Genomic DNA, 15,660 nt, shown 5'->3' with positions numbered 1-15,660 from the left:
CCCCGTCTGGGCGCGTTCCACCGCTGTTCAGAGCGCATTCCCAACCTCGTCGGGGCGATGACACCAGCCGAGCACCAACCTACTGTCGGAGCCATCAGGGGCCACCACCATGGACGACAACGACAGCACCACCACGACGACCAGCGCCACCACCGGCAGAGGCGTCGACGACCTCGTCGACCAAGCTGTCACCGCCTGGTCGACCGGCGACGACTTCACCGCACAGACCCTCGACCGGTGCGGCGAAACCGTCCGCCGCTTCGCTCGCCGACTGTCCGCGCAACACGTCACCAGCGCGGCCGCGATCACGCTCGAGCACTGCCGCGGGTTCGTCGATGCCCCGACCACTAAAGGCGTCCCGCCGGAGCTGACCACCCGTCACGCCCGCCGTACGGCGCTTCGGATGCTGTTTCGTACCTGGCGCGACCTCGGCCACGACGTCGGCGACCCGACCCTCGACCTCCATCTACCGGCCCGCACCGCCACGGCCGCCCGGCCGCTGACCGACCCCGAGATCACGCTGTGCCGCGCCTCAGCACGGCTTGGAGGTGCTGGGGGTGCCTCGCTGCAGCGGGCGGTCTGCTGGGCTCTCGGAGAGGCCACAGCGGTCTCGTCGGAGATCTCGGCGATCCGGGTCGGTGACGTCGACGACCGGCAGGCGCCGCGCTGGATCCGGCTGCCCGGGACCCGCCGCCACAACCCACGCCTCGGCGAGCTCACCGGTTGGGGCACGATCATCGTCGCCCGCCAGCTCGACCTCCTCGATCAACGCCACAGCACCCCGGCCACGCTGCTCACCTACCGCGGCCAGGGCGTCCCCGGCGAAGCCGTTGCTCAGGCCGCCGTGTGCAACGCCCTCGGTGCAGTCCTCACCCTCGCCGGCCTCGCCGCCGAACGCGACGTCCGCCCCGCCTCTGTCCGAAACTGGGCCGGGCGGCAGCTGTACGACCACGGGATGCCGATCGAACGAGTCGCGCGACGGTTGGGCGCGCGCAGCCTCGACACCATCGCCACCGACATCGGCCTGGACTGGAGCCACGACTGATGGGACGCGAGCACTACAACACCTGGACCCGCTACCGCGCCGTCCTCACCTCACCCAGCCTGTACGAGATCGCCGCGGGCCTCGACTACGAGCACCCCGTCGGCCGGCCCCGGATCCACCCGATCTACGTCCTGCTCGCCTACGGTGCCCTGGCTCGGATCGCCCGCTCCGGCATCCGCGTGCAGCTCGACCTCGCCGAACCGCACACCTGGGACGCTGCCCGCACGCTGATGACCCAGGCCATCGCCCGACACCGTCTCGACGTCCCGCCCCCGCCCGTCTCGCCGCCGACCTGGGAACACTGGCGCTGGTTCCGCGACCACCACCTCGCCACCGACGACGGCCTCGGCCAGCTCGCACGGATCTTCACCCCCACCGCCGTCGCCACCGCCCACCGGATCGGGCTCCTGCACGTCGACGGGCCGGGTTCGCTGACACACCCCGACCCCACCCGCACCGTGTACGGCGACGGCACCCTGGTCCGGCCCATCTACCAGCCGCCCGAGACCGTCCAGCTCGACAACGACGACGGCAGCACCAGCCTCGGCTACCCCGACCCCGCCACGGGGCAGCTCTCCGACACGCCGCACCGCCGCTACGACCCCGACCTGAGGGAGCACCACGGCCAGCTCGGGCCCGTCCTCACCCACGGCTACGTCTGCTGGCACGCACGCGGACCCCGCCCCTACCAGCGCGTCGACCTGGCCGCTGCCCACATTCCCGAACCCGGCGCCGAAGCCGCCACCGCGCTCCGCCTGCTGCGCGACGTCTACCGCGCCGCCGGTAGCGGCATCCAAGCCGTCGTCTACGACGGCGCGTTCCGCGGCACCCACATCGACCACGTCATGACCACCTACGGCTACCTCGTCCTCGCCAAACAGGCCAAGGACGCCGCCACCGACACCGCCACCCAGCTCGTTCAGACACCCTCAGGGCGGCGGGCCCGCAGTCACCCCCTCGGCATCCTCACCCACACCCTGCCGAACGGGCACGAATGCGGACACACCCTCGCCACCGTCGGCGGCCGTGTCGCCGAGATCGGACTCGACGAAGCTGGCGACCCCGTCCTCGTCGCCCTCCTCGAACGCAGTTCCGTGAAACGGTCCCGTCGCACAGACGGGCACTTCCACTTCAACGTCGGCTACACGATCGGCTGCCCGCAGGCGTCGTTCACGACTTGGCTGTCGCCGCACGCCACCTCCGCCGACGCGCAGCGGCCCGAGTACCTGCGTGTCATCCCCGTCGGGGACCCCGATGCCGACCGGCTCCTCGGCATCCGCTCCGATGCCGAGAGCTTCCACTCCAACTACAAGCGCAGCCTGCTCGTCAACCGTGCCATGAGCCTCGGCTGGCGCCGCGGGCTCGTCGACCTGTACAGCTACGCCATCGTCAACAACGCCCTCACCGAACACCGCGCTGCGCGCGAACGCGAACACGGGCGCGAACCTGACCACGGCCTCCAAGCCAGGCGAACCGCCTGACCGGCAGATAGCCAAGGACAGCCGCCATGACCTCGCACCACGCCCGCCTGCGACCCGACCTCGACCACGGCACCTGGATCGTCACCACCGAAACCGGATCTCAGTACCTGCTCGACCTCGACGCCATGACCATCGCCCGCGTCCCCGACGAGACCCGTCTCAATCAGTGGCGACAGGACCATCCCGAACCGGTTCCTCTCGAACCCACAACCTGGATGCAAACCCCCGGCATGCGCCGCGACTTCGAACCCGTCCCCCTCCTGCAACTGTTCCTCGTCCAAGTGGGCGACGCGATGGTCATGGTGATCGACATCCTCGAAACCGGCACCCCAACCCTCCGCGCCACCAGCCCCGTCATCGACATCCGCCCCGGTTCAACCCCTCCCCGCGCAGGTTGACCGAACGCAGCGAACTTGCCCGTGTCAGACACCGCCGAAACGTCATTCCGCCCACACAAAGACACACAGAGGCAGTCAGCAGGTGCGTCGGCGTCCTTGACCGAGGAGAGGATGGATACAGATCGTCGAGTTTCGGCATCATTCGGAATCGCCAATCGACTAGCGAGATGTGCTCGAGGACCTCATCATGGCAACGGCCCTGCCCATCCCGGGCGACCGCGCAGTCCACAAAGGATGGCTGCCGACCTCGTGAATGGAGACTCGCGATCACTGCAGCAGAAGTGAAGGCTGGACTAGCTGCGGCCTACGCTGCAGGCGAGGCCCCCGTCTTCCAAATGGTCCTCCCAGGTGGCATGGACGAGATCTGGAAGCTCGCCGACGTCGCACTCGTCGTGCCTGTCGTTCCACCCGGCGCACCCCCGGAGCTCGAATACGCGCTGCGACTTCGGCGGGACACGATCATCGGCGGAGCCTGTCCCTCGTGTGGCGCAGTTCTCAACGTCGAGGCACTCGAGGTTGATGGGCAGCTCATCCCGACCGGTGCAGCCTTGTTTCGACATCGGCCAACTTGTCCAGCTAACGATCGCGACGCTAAGAGGCAATTGCAGGCCTTCCTCTCGGCGCAGACCGCTAGCTCGATCGAAACCCTTTACGACGCGGCGAACAAGCAGACACGCGAGCTAGTCGAGCCATGGACTCGCCATGCGTCCAAGATCACGAGCGAGGACGGCGTCGCGCTCACGTTCCAAATTCTTGACCGCCTGATGCCGCGCAACGACGGAAAGCTTTGCCCGCATCTGCAGGAAGCACCGATGCAGACTTGGTCGTGCACGATCGCCGAAGGCGTCTGGCGATGTGAGCAATGCTTGGCGTACCACCAGCAAGAGCTCCTCGCGCACGGAAGCCAACTCGGTACTCTGGAGGAGCACACATGCGATCTATGTCGCAGGTATGCACCGAGTTCACTGGTCCCGTTGGTGCTGCGCGTCAACCACTGCGTCATGTATGGCGGCGCGTGCAGCCGCTGTATGGAGCGCCACAGCGAACAGTTCGAGGAGGCGGTCCAACATGACGAGGACAGAGGCCAAAGGAGCTAGCGCGATCACCGTCGAGAACGTCGACGATGAGCAGCTTGCGAAGGCCGCAACGATGCTTGGCACCAAGACCCCCGAGGACACGGTCAATCAGGCGCTTCGCGAAGTCGTCCGAAGGAAGATGATCAGCGACTACGTGGCTCTGTTGAAGCAGAGGGCACACGATAAGTACGAGGACCCGAGGGCAGCCGCGTGGCAGTCGCCGAATTCATAGTCGACACGAGCGCGTTTGGCCGGATTCCTCATGTGCCGGCCATCGAGGAACGTCTAGTCAACCTCATGGAGAGGGCCCTCGTAGCCACCTCCGCCATGCTTGACCTCGAGGCACTCTGGTCAGCCCGAGACCCTGATGACTACGAGCAGATTAGAAGCTTCCGAGGCGCAATCCTGGAATATGTCGAAACAATCGATGCGCACTGGCAGCGAGCGTTGGAGGTCCAGCGCGAGTTAGCTGCCCGCTCGAAGCACAGATCAGTGAAGCTTCCGGACTTGCTCATCGCTGCTGTCGCCGAGCTTGACGGTCTGACACTCCTGCACTACGACTCTGACTTCGAATACGTTGCGGAGATCACTGGGCAATCAGTCGAGTGGGTTGTACCGCGCGGATCCGAATAGCCCGGACTGAATGCAGACCGGCGCGGTTCACCGGCTCCGCACCTACGCGCCTTGGCCTTGCCATGTTCCGTACGAGATTCCATCTTCAGTCACCCACCGCTTGCGGCCGTTCTCGCTTGAGCCGTTCATCACGCTAGCTGCCTCGCTAACGCTGCTGAAGACCACGTCTTGCGCTAGTTGGAGGACCTCAGATGATTCAGGTACGGGCAAGAGGACCCCGGTACGAACCAATGTGTCTCGCTTGTTCTTGTACCCGGGATGCATCACTTTCACCTGGGCGCTCGCGAAGGAGCCCGCCTTAATGACGAACTCGGAGTCGAGCTCAACAGCGCGGGCGAATCGGTCCGGGTTTCTCGCCACGCGAAGCCGGAACTCGGGCGAAGCGTTGCCCTGCCTCGCTTCAGTAGCCTCTTCGGCATCCGCGGCCGTTGAGGTCGACGGCGCAACGCTGGACGATTGAGGGCGGGGCTGTTGCCGCGTCGCGCGCAGGATGTGGACGCCAAGCACAGGCAGGACGATTTTGAGTTGCGCGATGAAGTACTCCATGTCCGACCGATCGGCCTCAGGAAGCGGTTGGCCGGGAGGGCTCGTGCCGTTATCCAGTGTCGCCCGCTTGGTCTCCGTAGTGATCGCGATCAGGCGGCTCTCGAGATATCGCGCGTGCGCCTTTGTGATGTTCGCGTCCTTGCTCGATATGACCACAACGCGGTTCCAGAAGTCTTTGCCGCCCGAGTCCTGAGGCTTTGCGTGGACACGAAGTCGGGTATCGACTGAGTCTCCTTCACCGAGGTACACCTTCGTCTCATAGGTGCCGTCGGGATCATCGCCAAGCAGGATGTAGACGCCGGTGCCTTTCGCTTCGGGGCGGGCGAGGAGTTGCGGCAACTCGGTGCGGGGCGCGGCAATGAGATGCCCCGTCCAGTTCATGATCTCTGCGGTCATCAAGCTGCCGGTGCTGCCCTCAACCAGGAACAGCCTGACTTGCTTTCCCTTCAAGTGCAATCTCCTCGGATATCGGAACTTGAAGACTATCTCGGATCTATCATTCGATAGGCGCGGCAGGGCAAATTCGTGATCCTCTTCGCCGGTTGCTAGCTGATTCAACGTGGTGCATGCTTCACGCCTTCGTCACCTCGTCGATCGCCGCCTCGTAGAACGCGTCCGCGAGTGCGACGATGATCCCGTTGATGGCCGGCCCGTCGGTGAAGAAGTAGTCGGCCATCGTGTTGTGCGCGTTCTGGTTGTCCGCCACAGCCTCGGTGACTGCAGCCTGGAAGTCCTGCGACTCCATGAACTGCTTCTTCGAGTTCACCTTCGTCTGCTTCACCAGCTCCGAGTTCTCGAGCAGCCCACCGAGAAGCACCTGCACGAACTCGCGGATCTGCGACTCCGCGAACGACTCGGCCCCGAACAGGTCGTTCATCTTGTCGATGACGGCCTGCAGCGAGACGTACTTCGGATCCTTTTTCGTCCCCGTCCCAGCAGCGCTGATGCCCTTCAGCTGGCCGTCACCGACCAATGAGATGTCGACCGCCGCAGCCTTGCTGTGCTTCACCCCGACCAGCACGACATCGGACAGGTCGACCTCGGCGGCCCACGCCGTCTCGGCGATGACGCGCTCCAGCAGCCGCAGGTAGATCGACAGCATCTCCATGTACGCGTCGCCGTAGTTGACGATCTGGCTCATGAAGTCATACAGCCGGACGTAGGTCGAGACGTCCTTGCGGAACAGGTCGAGGGTGTTGAGGGTAACCTTGTCGTCCTCCTCGAGCGCCCGCGCGTAGCGCCGCTTGAACTCGTGCTGCGCCGGGCTGATCGCCGCCGACAGCGCGTTGTTGCCCTTCCGCAGCGTCCACAACTCGGCAACCTTCTTGACCTCATCCTCGCTGTAGATCCCAGCCTGAGCGAGCTTCGTCATGAGGTGTGACACGACGTACGGGTCGGTCTCGGTCTCCAGGGTCGCGTTCTTGAAGTACGGCTCGAACGACGCCTTGATCTCCTCGGGCTTGTTCACGAAGTCGATCACGAACGTCTTGCGCTTCTGCTCACCGCTCGCGGTTCGGTGAGTGCGGTTCAGCCGCGACAGGGTCTGCACCGCGGTTACGCCGGACAGCTTCTTGTCGACGTACATCGCCGACAGCAGCGGCTGGTCAAAACCGGTCTGGAACTTGTTCGCGACCACCATGATCTTGTACGTGTCGCCCTTGAACGCCGCTGCCAGATCCGATCCCGCGCCGGGGTTCAGGTTCGCCTCGGTGAACTCGTCGTCCGCTGTCGGCGCCGGCCCCCAGTCCTCGCCCCAATCCTCGCCCTCGGCCATCGCCACGGAACCCGAGAACGCCACCAGCGTCTGATAGTCGTACGACGCGTCGTCCGCTGAGCGCTTGGCGATGTAGGCGTCGAGCGCCTTCTTGTACTTCACCGCCGCCTTGCGCGAGTCGGTCACCACCATCGCCTTTGCCTTGCCCTCCAGCAGGTGCGCGACGTTGGTGTGGAAGTGCTCGACGATGATCTGAACCTTCTGGCTGATGTTCGTCGGGTGCAGCTGGACCCACCGCATCAGCCCCTTGCGGGCCGCGGACTCTTCGACGTCTTCGTCGCTGTGCGCGTTCCCGGCGATCTTCAGCGCCGTGTCGTACGCCTGGTAGCCCTTCAGCACGTCGAGGATGTACTCCTCCTCGATCGCCTGCTTCATCGAGTACAGGTGGAACTCGCGCGGCGTCCCATCGGGCCCCTTGCGCCCGAACAGCTCCAGCGTCTTGTTCTTCGGCGTCGCCGTGAACGCCAGGTAGGAGATGTTCTTCGACTCTGCCCGCTCGGTCATCTCCGCAGCCAGGATCGCCTCGACGTCGACCTCCCCACCGTCCTCGATCTCCTTGATCTCGTCGGTGGTCAGGACCTGCTTGAGCTTCGAGGAGATCTGCCCGGACTGCGACGAGTGAGCCTCGTCGGCGATCACGGCGAACTTCTTGCCCTTCAGACCGGAGTCGGCGCGGATCTCGTCGAGTGCGTACGGGAAGGTCTGCACCGTCACTGCGATGATCAGCTCGCCGTTCTTCAAGGCCGTCGCCAGCAGGCCAGCCTTCGACTTCGCGCCAGCTTTGCGGACGTCCTCGGGGCTGATCGTCGCCACGATCTTGCCGGTGCCGTCGATCTGCCGGATCGCGTCCTGCAGCTGCCCATCGAGCACGGTGCGGTCCACGACCACGATGACCGAGTCGAAGACCTTCTGGTTGTCGACGTGGAGGCGAGCCAACCGGTGAGCAGTCCAGGCGATCGTGTTGGTCTTCCCCGATCCCGCGGAGTGCTCGATCAGGTAGCGCTGGCCGACACCTTCCTCGGCGACCGCGGCGGCGATGTTCGTGACTGCCTCCCACTGGTGGAACCGCGGGAACAGCATGCTCGTACGACGCACCGAGGTGCCAGACGCAACGTTCCACTCCTCCTTGGTCTCCACGATCATCAGCCGGCCGATGATGTTGAGCCAGGCGTGCTTCTCCCACACCCGTTCCCACAGGTACGACGTCGAGGACTGCCCGTTTTCGCCTGGCGGGTTCCCTGCGCCTCCGTCGAAGCCGGTGTTAAACGGGAGGAAATGCGTCTTGTCGCCTTCGAGGCGGGTGGTCATGGCGGCGAGGTCGTTCGAGACCGCGAAGTGCACCAGCGCGCGGTTCCCGAACGACAGCAGCGGCTCCCGGCGGCCGTTCGTCAGCGGGTGGCGGTCCTTCTTGTACTGGTTGATCGCCTCATCCAGCGACTGGGTGAAGTCGGTCTTCAGCTCGACGGTGGCAACCGGGATGCCGTTGACGAAGAACACCAGATCGATGCTGCGCCGGTCCGCGGTCGAGAAGTGCACCTGCCGCATCACCCGGACCCGCATCGCCGCGTACTCGGCGTTCGTCGTCTCGTTCAGCGTGGTCTCGGGACGGAACTGGGCCATCTTCAGCCGGCCGCCGCCGATGTACTGGACACCGTTGCGGAGGATGTTCAACGTGCCGCCGCCATGGTCCGGCGGCTTGTCCAGCGCCGCAGTCAGCACGTCGAGGAACTTGTTGGGCGACCCAGCGGCCTTCAAGGCCTTCTCGTACGACGGCGCCTGCGTAGCCTCCAGCCACGCGACCAGATCCTCTGGGAACAGCGCGCGTTCGCGGTCGTATCCAGCATCGTTGTGCGAGTACAGCCAGCCGCGCGCCTCAAGGTACTCGCAGATCTCCGACTCGAACACGACCTCGTTGTGGTCAGCCATCACGCCACCTCCCGCACATCGATCTGCCCCGTCACCGCGGCCGTGATCAACGCCGCCCGCCGCTCTCGGGCCAGCTCGACGAACCTTTCGGCGTCGGCGATCAGGCCATCGATACTGCCGGTTTGGCGAGAGAGTTGGCCGATCGCGTCAGGACGCATTGGGAGGTTGATCTCGAAGCGGGCAAGGTCCTTCATCCCGAGCGTGGGTTGGATACTGTCTCCGCTCGTAGCTAGTTCTGCCTGGCGGAGAAACTCGACAGATCCAAGCCAGGCGCATAGGAGATTCGCATCGGTCGAGTCCTTGCACCTAAGCACGGCCACTGCTCGAGCAACATTCGCGCCGGCGAGCCATTCTGGTGCGATTGTCGCTTGCCCCATCTTGCCGACGACGCCGAGAAGCACCTCCCCGCCAAGCAACTGCGTGCGGGAGTACTCGCTGGATTGTGACGCAGCAATTGAAAGGAGCGGGCGGTCAGGTTCCAGGCGAAGAATGTCGCCGACTCGTACAAACGGGACGCCCTCTGACTCGTCCACGTAGGTGGGTACAAGAACTCCGTACGACGGACGTGCTACTAGTAGCCTCCCGACCCGTGTGGCCTGGCTTGACGCGCTCGCCGCGAACGCTGCCGAGACTACGGCGCGTCGCCGCTCGCGGAGGAGGTCGATCAGGTGCTGCTGCTCCTCGACGAGCGTGTCGATGCGGGTCGTCTCGCGGTCGAGGTAGTCGGCGATGGCCCGCTGCTCCCCCAGGGGAGGAACCGGCACCTCGATGGCCTTGGCGACATCAAGGTTGATGCGGGCCCTTGTCGATCCGCGAGTGAGTGTGAGCACTTGATGGCTCACGTACCGCGAGTTCAGCGCCCATGCGGCAAACCGATGCAGCAGTCGACCTTCATCGAGCCGAGCTCGAAAGCAGTCCGCTTTGACAAGGGCTGGGCCGAGGCCAGCGGGTGCCAAGCAGGCGCGACCTACCGGATGACCTTGATCGCCAAGGCCAGCGATCAGCAGATCTCCGGCGTCAACGGAGTGTCGCTGCAGCTCAGAAAAGTGGGCGAGCGGGATGAAAGCTTCGTCGGCGCCTTTGAACTGCGCTTCCCCAATATTGCCAAGGCGAATCACGCGTGCGCCGGAATCGGAGTAGTGCGATGCCGTCAGGCTACTGCCGAACGGCCCATCGGTGAGCTCACGCAGGAAGCGCCGCAGCGGGAAGGAAGGGAACGAGCGGTGGCTCATCCTTCCACCTCTCGGAGGAGGTCGAGGATCTTGGCGACTTGCTTTTCGAGGTCGGCGTCGATCTCGGCGAGGGGTCGGGGTGGGATGTACTTGTAGAAGTGGCGGGTGAAGGGGATTTCGTACCCGGTCTTGGTCTTGGTCCAGTCGATCCACGCGTCGTCGACGTGGGGCTTGACCTCGGTGTCGAAGTAGGCCTGGATGACGTCGGTCTTGCCGAGGCTGCCGGCGGTCGAGCCGCCGTACGTGAAGGGGACGTTCTCGGTGTCGCGCTTCTTGCTGTCGGGCTTGGGGTTGCCCTTGCGGTCGACGACCGGGTTCCCGTCGTCGGCGAGGAGGGGGCGTTCGACAGTTATGGTCCAGTAGCCGAACTCGTCGTTGCGCAGAACCTTGGAGTAGTCGGCGTCAGCGCCATCGAAGTCGGCGTACAGGCGGACGACCTTTGGGCGGTCCTTATCGTCGTCGATCATGCGGTTCTTGGAGCCGAGGTTCTTGGGCATCTTGGTCCAGAACGAGGTGCCGTCGATGAGCTGGACCTTGCCGCGGCGTTCGGGGCGCTTGGTGTTGTCCAGGATCCAGATGTAGGTGGCGATACCGGTGTTGAAGAACATGTTCGTCGGGAGCGCGACGATCGCTTCGACGAGGTCGTTCTCGAGCAGCCACTTGCGGATGTTCGACGGCCCGGACTCGGCAGCGCCGTTGAACAGCGGGGAGCCGTTCATGACGATCCCGACGCGGCCGCCGCCGTCTTCAGGGGCGCGCATCTTGTGGGCGAGGTGGAGCAGGAACAGCATCTGCCCGTCAGAGGTGGCGGGCAGGCCGGGGGCGAAGCGGCCGTAGGGTCCGGCGGAGGCGGCTTCGTCCTTGACGGCCTTGGCGTACTGCTTCCAGTCGACCCCGTACGGAGGGTTGGACATGCAGAAGTCGAACTGGCGGCCGGTGAACGCGTCGTCCGTGAGGGTGTTGCCGAAGGCGATGTTGGTGGCGTCGTGGCCCTTGGCGAGGAGGTCGGACTTGCAGATCGCGTACGACTGCGGGTTGTACTCCTGCCCGTACAGGCTGAGCCGGGCGTCGGGGTTGTGGGCGAGGAGGTGCTCCTCGGCGAGCGAGAGCATGCCGCCGGTGCCAGCGGTGGGGTCGTACAGGGTGCGGATGATGCCGCCCTCGGTGAGTCCGGCGTCTTCCTCGGCGAACAGCAGGTCGACCAGGAGGCGGATCGCGTCGCGGGGCGTGTAGTGGTCTCCCGAGGTCTCGTTCGCGGCCTCGTTGAACTTGCGGATGATGTATTCGAACGCGTCGCCCATGTCGGCGTTCGACACCGTGTCGGGGTGGAGGTCGACGGCGGCGAAGGACTTGACGATCTCGCGCAGGAGGCCGGCCTTCTGCAGGGCGAGGATCTCCTTCTTGAAGTCGAAGTACTCGAACACGTCGACGTCGGCGGAGAACCGGTCGACGTAGTCGGTGAGGTTCGCCTCGAGGCCGTCGGCGTCGGCCAGCAGATTCTTGAACGAGTAGTTCGAGGTGTTGTAGAACGGGCGCCCCGTCGCGGACTTCACGGCGTGCTTGAGCCGGTTCGGGTTGTCGTGCTTGCCCGTGAGCTCGCGGACGGTGTCGCGGTCGGGCTCGAGAATGCAGTCGAGGCGCCGCAGGATGGTGAAGGGGAGGATCACGGTGCCGTACTGGTTGGGCCGGTACGGGCCGCGGAGCTGGTCGGCGATCGACCAGATGAAGGTTCCGAGCGTGCTCACAAAAGTCCTTTGGGAATCGTCAGGGCGGTTCTAGTTTCGCGGAATCCGGCTGTGCCGTCTCTTGTTTCAGGATGGATCGGGTCGTCGGCGGCGGCGCGGTGGCCGCCGCCGACGGCATCTGTTGGTTAGTCGTCGGGGTCGGTGGCGATGCCGTACCGGGCGATCTCGGCGAGGCTCGCGAGAGCATCGGTCGCGGCCGTCTGCAGCTGTGCGGCGATGCGCTGAATGTTGCGCAGGTCCGCTGCCGCTCGGGCGAACGCTTCCTGGTCGGCGAGCGTGAGGATCGGTACCTCGAGGTCGCGTACGGGGACGCGCTGGACGGCCTGTCCGGTGAAGAAGCGCTTGTTCCACCTGCCGTCGACAACGGCGGCGAGGTAGTCCGGCCGCAGCTGTGGGTCTCTTACACGGAGCCCGACGACCCCCGCGCCGAGGATGTGGCCGCCGAACTCGTCGAGCACGGCGGCGAGCTGGTTGAGTGTCGAGAGCAGGACGTCACCGGGCACGGTCAGCTCCCGGGCATCGGGGAGCTCGGACACCATGCCGGGCGCGACCCCCGTGTCGGGCTCGTCGAGACGGCCTGCGGCGATGTCGCGGGTAGTCACGCGGCGCGGATCATCCTCGTCGCCCTTGGCGGTCTTGGCGGTCCTGATCTCGAGGGCACCGCGGTCCTTGAGCTCGCCGATGGTCGCGACCTGGGTGTAGCCGGTGGCGGCGAAGGGGTGCAGGTCGGCCGACTCGGTATCGCGTCCTGCCGCTCGGATGCGGTCGACCGCAAGGGCGTAGGTGTTGGCGACCCCCGCTGGATCGGGGGTATCGAGTCCGAGCCAGCGATCGGGCACGAGGTTCGCGTCGCCCGCCAGGACGTCCTCGATGGAGACAACGGCCATCGGGTTCGCCTTCTCGAAGTCTGGCCAGCTACCGGTGAACTTGACCGATTCGGCGACGACGAACTTGACCTCCACGGAAGCGCCGGGCCGTCCCAGTGCCCATACCGCGAGCGGAATGGAGACGTGCCGGAGAAGGTTGCGCGGGAGCTGGTAGATCGCATGCACACAACCATCGGCGATGAGGCTACGCCGGATCTGGCCGTCACGGCCGCCGCGGTGCAGCGGTCCCGACGGGGTCACAACGTAGGCCACTCCCTCGTCGGCGAGGTGGGCGATCGCGTGCTGCATCCAGGCGAACTCGCTGGAGGCCTTGCTTGGCGTTCCGTAGGTCCAGCGCCGGTCGAGAACGTCGTAGCCGTCGTAGGGCATCCCGTACGGCGGGTCGACCACGACAAGGTCGGCCTCAATCCCGGGCGCAGGGTCCTCGGCGAGCACGTCCGCAACGTTCAGATCGACCTTCTCATCGCGAAGAAATGCGCGCTGGCGGGCGATCACGATCGAGCCGGGGTCGACGTCGTGGCCGACCATTCGCGTGATGCTTCCGCGTGCAGCATCGTGCCCGGCGAGCTGCGTGAGCACATCGCCGATTCCGCAGGCGGGGTCGTACACAACTCCGCGAGCGTCCTGTGTCGTGATCTGGGCGAGGAAGTCGGACACGCCGTTTCCGATGTAGCCGTGGTCGCTGCCGGCGCGACCCTTCGCGCCGACTGTGCGGGCGAGCACCGCGTCGGCGGCGGCGGCCAGCTCGTTGACGGGGATCTGTTCGATCAGGTTCGCGATCTCGTCGACGGCATCGCGCGGGAGAAGGTCTGCTTCCTCGGGCACCTGGATTAGCTGGTCCCAGAGCTCGATCCCGTACGCGTTCCCCAAGTCGCTCGACGCGGCGAAGCCGTCGTGCGTGACCCGTCCGACGAAGTTCCACCACAAGGGAAGGTCGTATTCGCGATCAGTGGGATCAGACAGTTTCCGCACGGTGCAGAGGGTGACGACCAGACGCGCGGCGATGTCGAGCCCGGCCGCCGACGATGCGGGAAGGGTCTCGTGGGCGAGGTTCAGAGCGGCGATTGCGTTCGAGGCCGCGAGCTCAATGACCGGCTTGTCATTGGCCTGCAGCCACGCAATGACGTCGTTGCGAGCGAACAACGGCCGTGTCGCCGTACCGCCGGCCGGTTCGGGGAAGTCTTCCGACCGCTTGCGCCAGTTCGAGACTGCGGCGGCAGACACGCCTGCGAGGTTGGCGATGTCAGAGGGGGCCAGGAGTGCCTGGCGGGGGGTGGTGTTCATGCGATCCTTCATCAGGCGGCACCGCCAATGGTGCCCTGGTTATGTTCGGTCTGGAGATAGACGGTGCAGTGGGCAGCGAGTCGAAGCCGCGCTGCGCAGCGGCCGTGGTGGGCGACGACGGTGACCTGTGCCCCGCGAGCGGAGAGCACGCTGACGGCGTCGGCGAAGATGCCGTCGCCCGAGACGAGGATGACCTCGTCGTAGCGATGGACCAGGAGCGATTCCATCTCGTCGAGGATGGCGAGGTCAGCGCCATCCGGGCCGGACTTCGGAAGACATCGCTTGGTGGGCCAGGCAAGTGCTGCGTTCATCCAGCTCGCGTGGCTAGCGCCGATCACGATGTGGGCGTCGTCCCTGACTTCCAGCACCGTTTCGATCTGCCGGCGCGCCCAGATTGCCGCGTCCTGGGTGAGGACTGCGCCGCCGACGACGTTCTCGATGTCGACCAGGATGACCTGGCGACCGGGGGCGGTAGTGCGCTGCTTGAGCGGGAGCACGGCCGCCAGGGTGCGAATCATTTGGAATCCCATCTTGTGAAGCCGATATTTTGACCTGACACGATGACTTTAAGGCCTACGACCGTCATTGCGCAAGTGAAAACTCAAAATTCCTTGTTCACAGGCTGGCGCTTGTCAGTGACCAGCCACCGACCCTTGTCGCCGCCGGTCGCCGATGCGCCGCGGGGCAGGACGACCGCGTCGGCGAAGCCGGTCAAGCGAGGGTCAGACACCCCGGTCGTCGCCCGCCTCGAGGGCGCTCGGGCGGCGGTTGACGACGGCTACGCCTCGCTTTACGTGATGTAGCGGGAGACGTCGAGCATCATCGGGCGCCAGGGCAGCGGGATCTCGACCGCCGTCGTGAGGTCTGACTCGAGGATGGAGCAGTATCCATCCGGCGCAGCGGCTGACAGGCAGAGCCAACCACGGTCGACGGTCGGGTCAACGACCAGCAGCCACGGCACCTCGTACGCGCGGTAGAGACGAGGCTTGTCGATCTCGACGGCAGCCCGATCACCGTCGACGACCTCCACCACCAGGTTCGGCGCGTCGCGCAGGTAGTCGTCTGGCGCCGGCTGCTCGGCGACCAGCACGTCCGGGCACAGCTCGAGGCGGCCGGGCCGCCAGCCCGCCTGCATCGCCACGAAGTACCGCGCGGGCACCGAGTCCTCCAGCGACCCGGCGATCGCCTGGACGACCCGCTGGTGACGAACCGTCCACCCGCGCCGCGTCCAGCCGGTGTCGTCGTAGTACTCGACCAGCGTCTCGTCGCCGGCGAGGTACTCCTCCCACGACATCGATACACCGCGATGCTGCCCCACAGGGTCGAGGCTACGAGCCGACGGGCCTGTGGTCACGCCCTCCCGTTGGCGGCAGTGATGCCGATTGCCCTCTCGACGTCCAAGCAAGGATGTCGAGAAGCCTCACCGCACTCAGCTCTGCTTGTGCGACGCACGCGGCGAGATGGTCGAACGTCTCGCGCTGTGTCCGCAGGTCCTGACGGATCGCCATCGTGATGGCCGTCATGTAGTCGACCCACGACCGCTTCTTGGCCCGCGGCACCGGCGCACCTTCGCCCACGTAGCACGCCCGCACCCACTGGTCACGCAGGGGACTGCTGCACGATCCGGCTGCAG

At 65.5% G+C, this 15,660-nt stretch carries 13 protein-coding genes; 6 read left to right on the top strand and 7 right to left on the bottom strand.

The annotated features are described in order from the left end of the window. Window positions 1-109: 109 nt before the first annotated feature. From ACQSSQ_RS01655 to ACQSSQ_RS01630, 6 genes are all read left to right on the top strand, one after another. A complete protein-coding gene (locus ACQSSQ_RS01655) occupies window positions 110-1,045 on the top strand; it encodes a hypothetical protein (protein ID WP_431325291.1) in 936 nt (311 codons plus the stop codon). Next, window positions 1,045-2,526 carry a hypothetical protein gene (locus ACQSSQ_RS01650; protein ID WP_431325290.1) on the top strand — a complete coding sequence of 494 codons (1,482 nt, stop codon included), beginning with the start codon at window positions 1,045-1,047 and terminating at the stop codon, window positions 2,524-2,526. Before ACQSSQ_RS01655 ends, ACQSSQ_RS01650 begins: the two co-directional genes overlap by 1 nt. A 26-nt stretch (window positions 2,527-2,552) precedes the next feature. Then, the gene (locus tag ACQSSQ_RS01645; protein WP_431325289.1) at window positions 2,553-2,924 is read left to right on the top strand and encodes a hypothetical protein; all 372 of its coding nucleotides are present in this window, start codon (window positions 2,553-2,555) and stop codon (window positions 2,922-2,924) included. Between the two features lie 353 nt (window positions 2,925-3,277). After that, window positions 3,278-4,021: a hypothetical protein gene (locus ACQSSQ_RS01640; RefSeq protein ID WP_431325288.1), complete on the top strand. Its 744-nt coding sequence runs from the start codon at window positions 3,278-3,280 to the stop codon at window positions 4,019-4,021. Then, window positions 3,993-4,232 carry a type II toxin-antitoxin system VapB family antitoxin gene (locus tag ACQSSQ_RS01635; protein ID WP_431325287.1) on the top strand — a complete coding sequence of 80 codons (240 nt, stop codon included), beginning with the start codon at window positions 3,993-3,995 and terminating at the stop codon, window positions 4,230-4,232. The genes ACQSSQ_RS01640 and ACQSSQ_RS01635 overlap by 29 nt, the downstream gene beginning before the upstream one ends. After that, window positions 4,211-4,633, top strand: a complete 423-nt coding sequence (locus ACQSSQ_RS01630) for a PIN domain nuclease (RefSeq protein ID WP_431325286.1) — start codon at window positions 4,211-4,213, stop codon at window positions 4,631-4,633. Before ACQSSQ_RS01635 ends, ACQSSQ_RS01630 begins: the two co-directional genes overlap by 22 nt. Window positions 4,634-4,675: 42 nt before the next feature. Here ACQSSQ_RS01630 and ACQSSQ_RS01625 read toward each other — a convergent pair whose 3' ends face one another. From ACQSSQ_RS01625 to ACQSSQ_RS01595, 7 genes are all read right to left on the bottom strand, one after another. After that, on the bottom strand, window positions 4,676-5,629 hold the full coding sequence (locus tag ACQSSQ_RS01625) for a GIY-YIG nuclease family protein (protein ID WP_431325285.1): 954 nt from the start codon (window positions 5,627-5,629) through the stop codon (window positions 4,676-4,678). 121 nt (window positions 5,630-5,750) lie between these two features. Next, window positions 5,751-8,879, bottom strand: a complete 3,129-nt coding sequence (locus tag ACQSSQ_RS01620; protein WP_431325284.1) for a type I restriction endonuclease subunit R — start codon at window positions 8,877-8,879, stop codon at window positions 5,751-5,753. Next, complete coding sequence (locus tag ACQSSQ_RS01615) at window positions 8,879-10,111, bottom strand: restriction endonuclease subunit S (protein WP_431325283.1); 1,233 nt, start codon at window positions 10,109-10,111, stop codon at window positions 8,879-8,881. Before ACQSSQ_RS01615 ends, ACQSSQ_RS01620 begins: the two co-directional genes overlap by 1 nt. Continuing rightward, complete coding sequence (locus tag ACQSSQ_RS01610; RefSeq protein ID WP_431325282.1) at window positions 10,108-11,856, bottom strand: type I restriction-modification system subunit M; 1,749 nt, start codon at window positions 11,854-11,856, stop codon at window positions 10,108-10,110. Before ACQSSQ_RS01610 ends, ACQSSQ_RS01615 begins: the two co-directional genes overlap by 4 nt. 125 nt (window positions 11,857-11,981) lie before the next feature. Further along, window positions 11,982-14,027: an N-6 DNA methylase gene (locus ACQSSQ_RS01605; protein WP_431325281.1), complete on the bottom strand. Its 2,046-nt coding sequence runs from the start codon at window positions 14,025-14,027 to the stop codon at window positions 11,982-11,984. An 11-nt stretch (window positions 14,028-14,038) separates the two neighbouring features. Beyond that, window positions 14,039-14,545, bottom strand: coding sequence for an NYN domain-containing protein (locus ACQSSQ_RS01600; RefSeq protein ID WP_431325280.1), 507 nt, complete (start codon window positions 14,543-14,545; stop codon window positions 14,039-14,041). 272 nt (window positions 14,546-14,817) lie between these two features. After that, a complete protein-coding gene (locus ACQSSQ_RS01595) occupies window positions 14,818-15,345 on the bottom strand; it encodes a Uma2 family endonuclease (protein ID WP_431325279.1) in 528 nt (175 codons plus the stop codon). Window positions 15,346-15,660: the final 315 nt, after the last annotated feature.

It is taken from the genome of Mumia spirodelae (genome assembly GCF_050632745.1).
Classification (GTDB): Bacteria; Actinomycetota; Actinomycetes; order Propionibacteriales; family Nocardioidaceae; genus Mumia.
This window is presented reverse-complemented; position numbering and strand designations above follow the sequence as displayed.

Coding starts and splice junctions, on each gene's coding strand:
- ACQSSQ_RS01655 (WP_431325291.1), top strand. CDS start 110: ATGGACGACAACGACAGCACCACCACGACGACCAGCGCCACCACCGGC.
- ACQSSQ_RS01650 (WP_431325290.1), top strand. CDS start 1,045: ATGGGACGCGAGCACTACAACACCTGGACCCGCTACCGCGCCGTCCTC.
- ACQSSQ_RS01645 (WP_431325289.1), top strand. CDS start 2,553: ATGACCTCGCACCACGCCCGCCTGCGACCCGACCTCGACCACGGCACC.
- ACQSSQ_RS01640 (WP_431325288.1), top strand. CDS start 3,278: ATGGACGAGATCTGGAAGCTCGCCGACGTCGCACTCGTCGTGCCTGTC.
- ACQSSQ_RS01635 (WP_431325287.1), top strand. CDS start 3,993: ATGACGAGGACAGAGGCCAAAGGAGCTAGCGCGATCACCGTCGAGAAC.
- ACQSSQ_RS01620 (WP_431325284.1), bottom strand. CDS start 8,879: ATGGCTGACCACAACGAGGTCGTGTTCGAGTCGGAGATCTGCGAGTAC.
- ACQSSQ_RS01615 (WP_431325283.1), bottom strand. CDS start 10,111: ATGAGCCACCGCTCGTTCCCTTCCTTCCCGCTGCGGCGCTTCCTGCGT.
- ACQSSQ_RS01605 (WP_431325281.1), bottom strand. CDS start 14,027: ATGAACACCACCCCCCGCCAGGCACTCCTGGCCCCCTCTGACATCGCC.
- ACQSSQ_RS01600 (WP_431325280.1), bottom strand. CDS start 14,545: ATGATTCGCACCCTGGCGGCCGTGCTCCCGCTCAAGCAGCGCACTACC.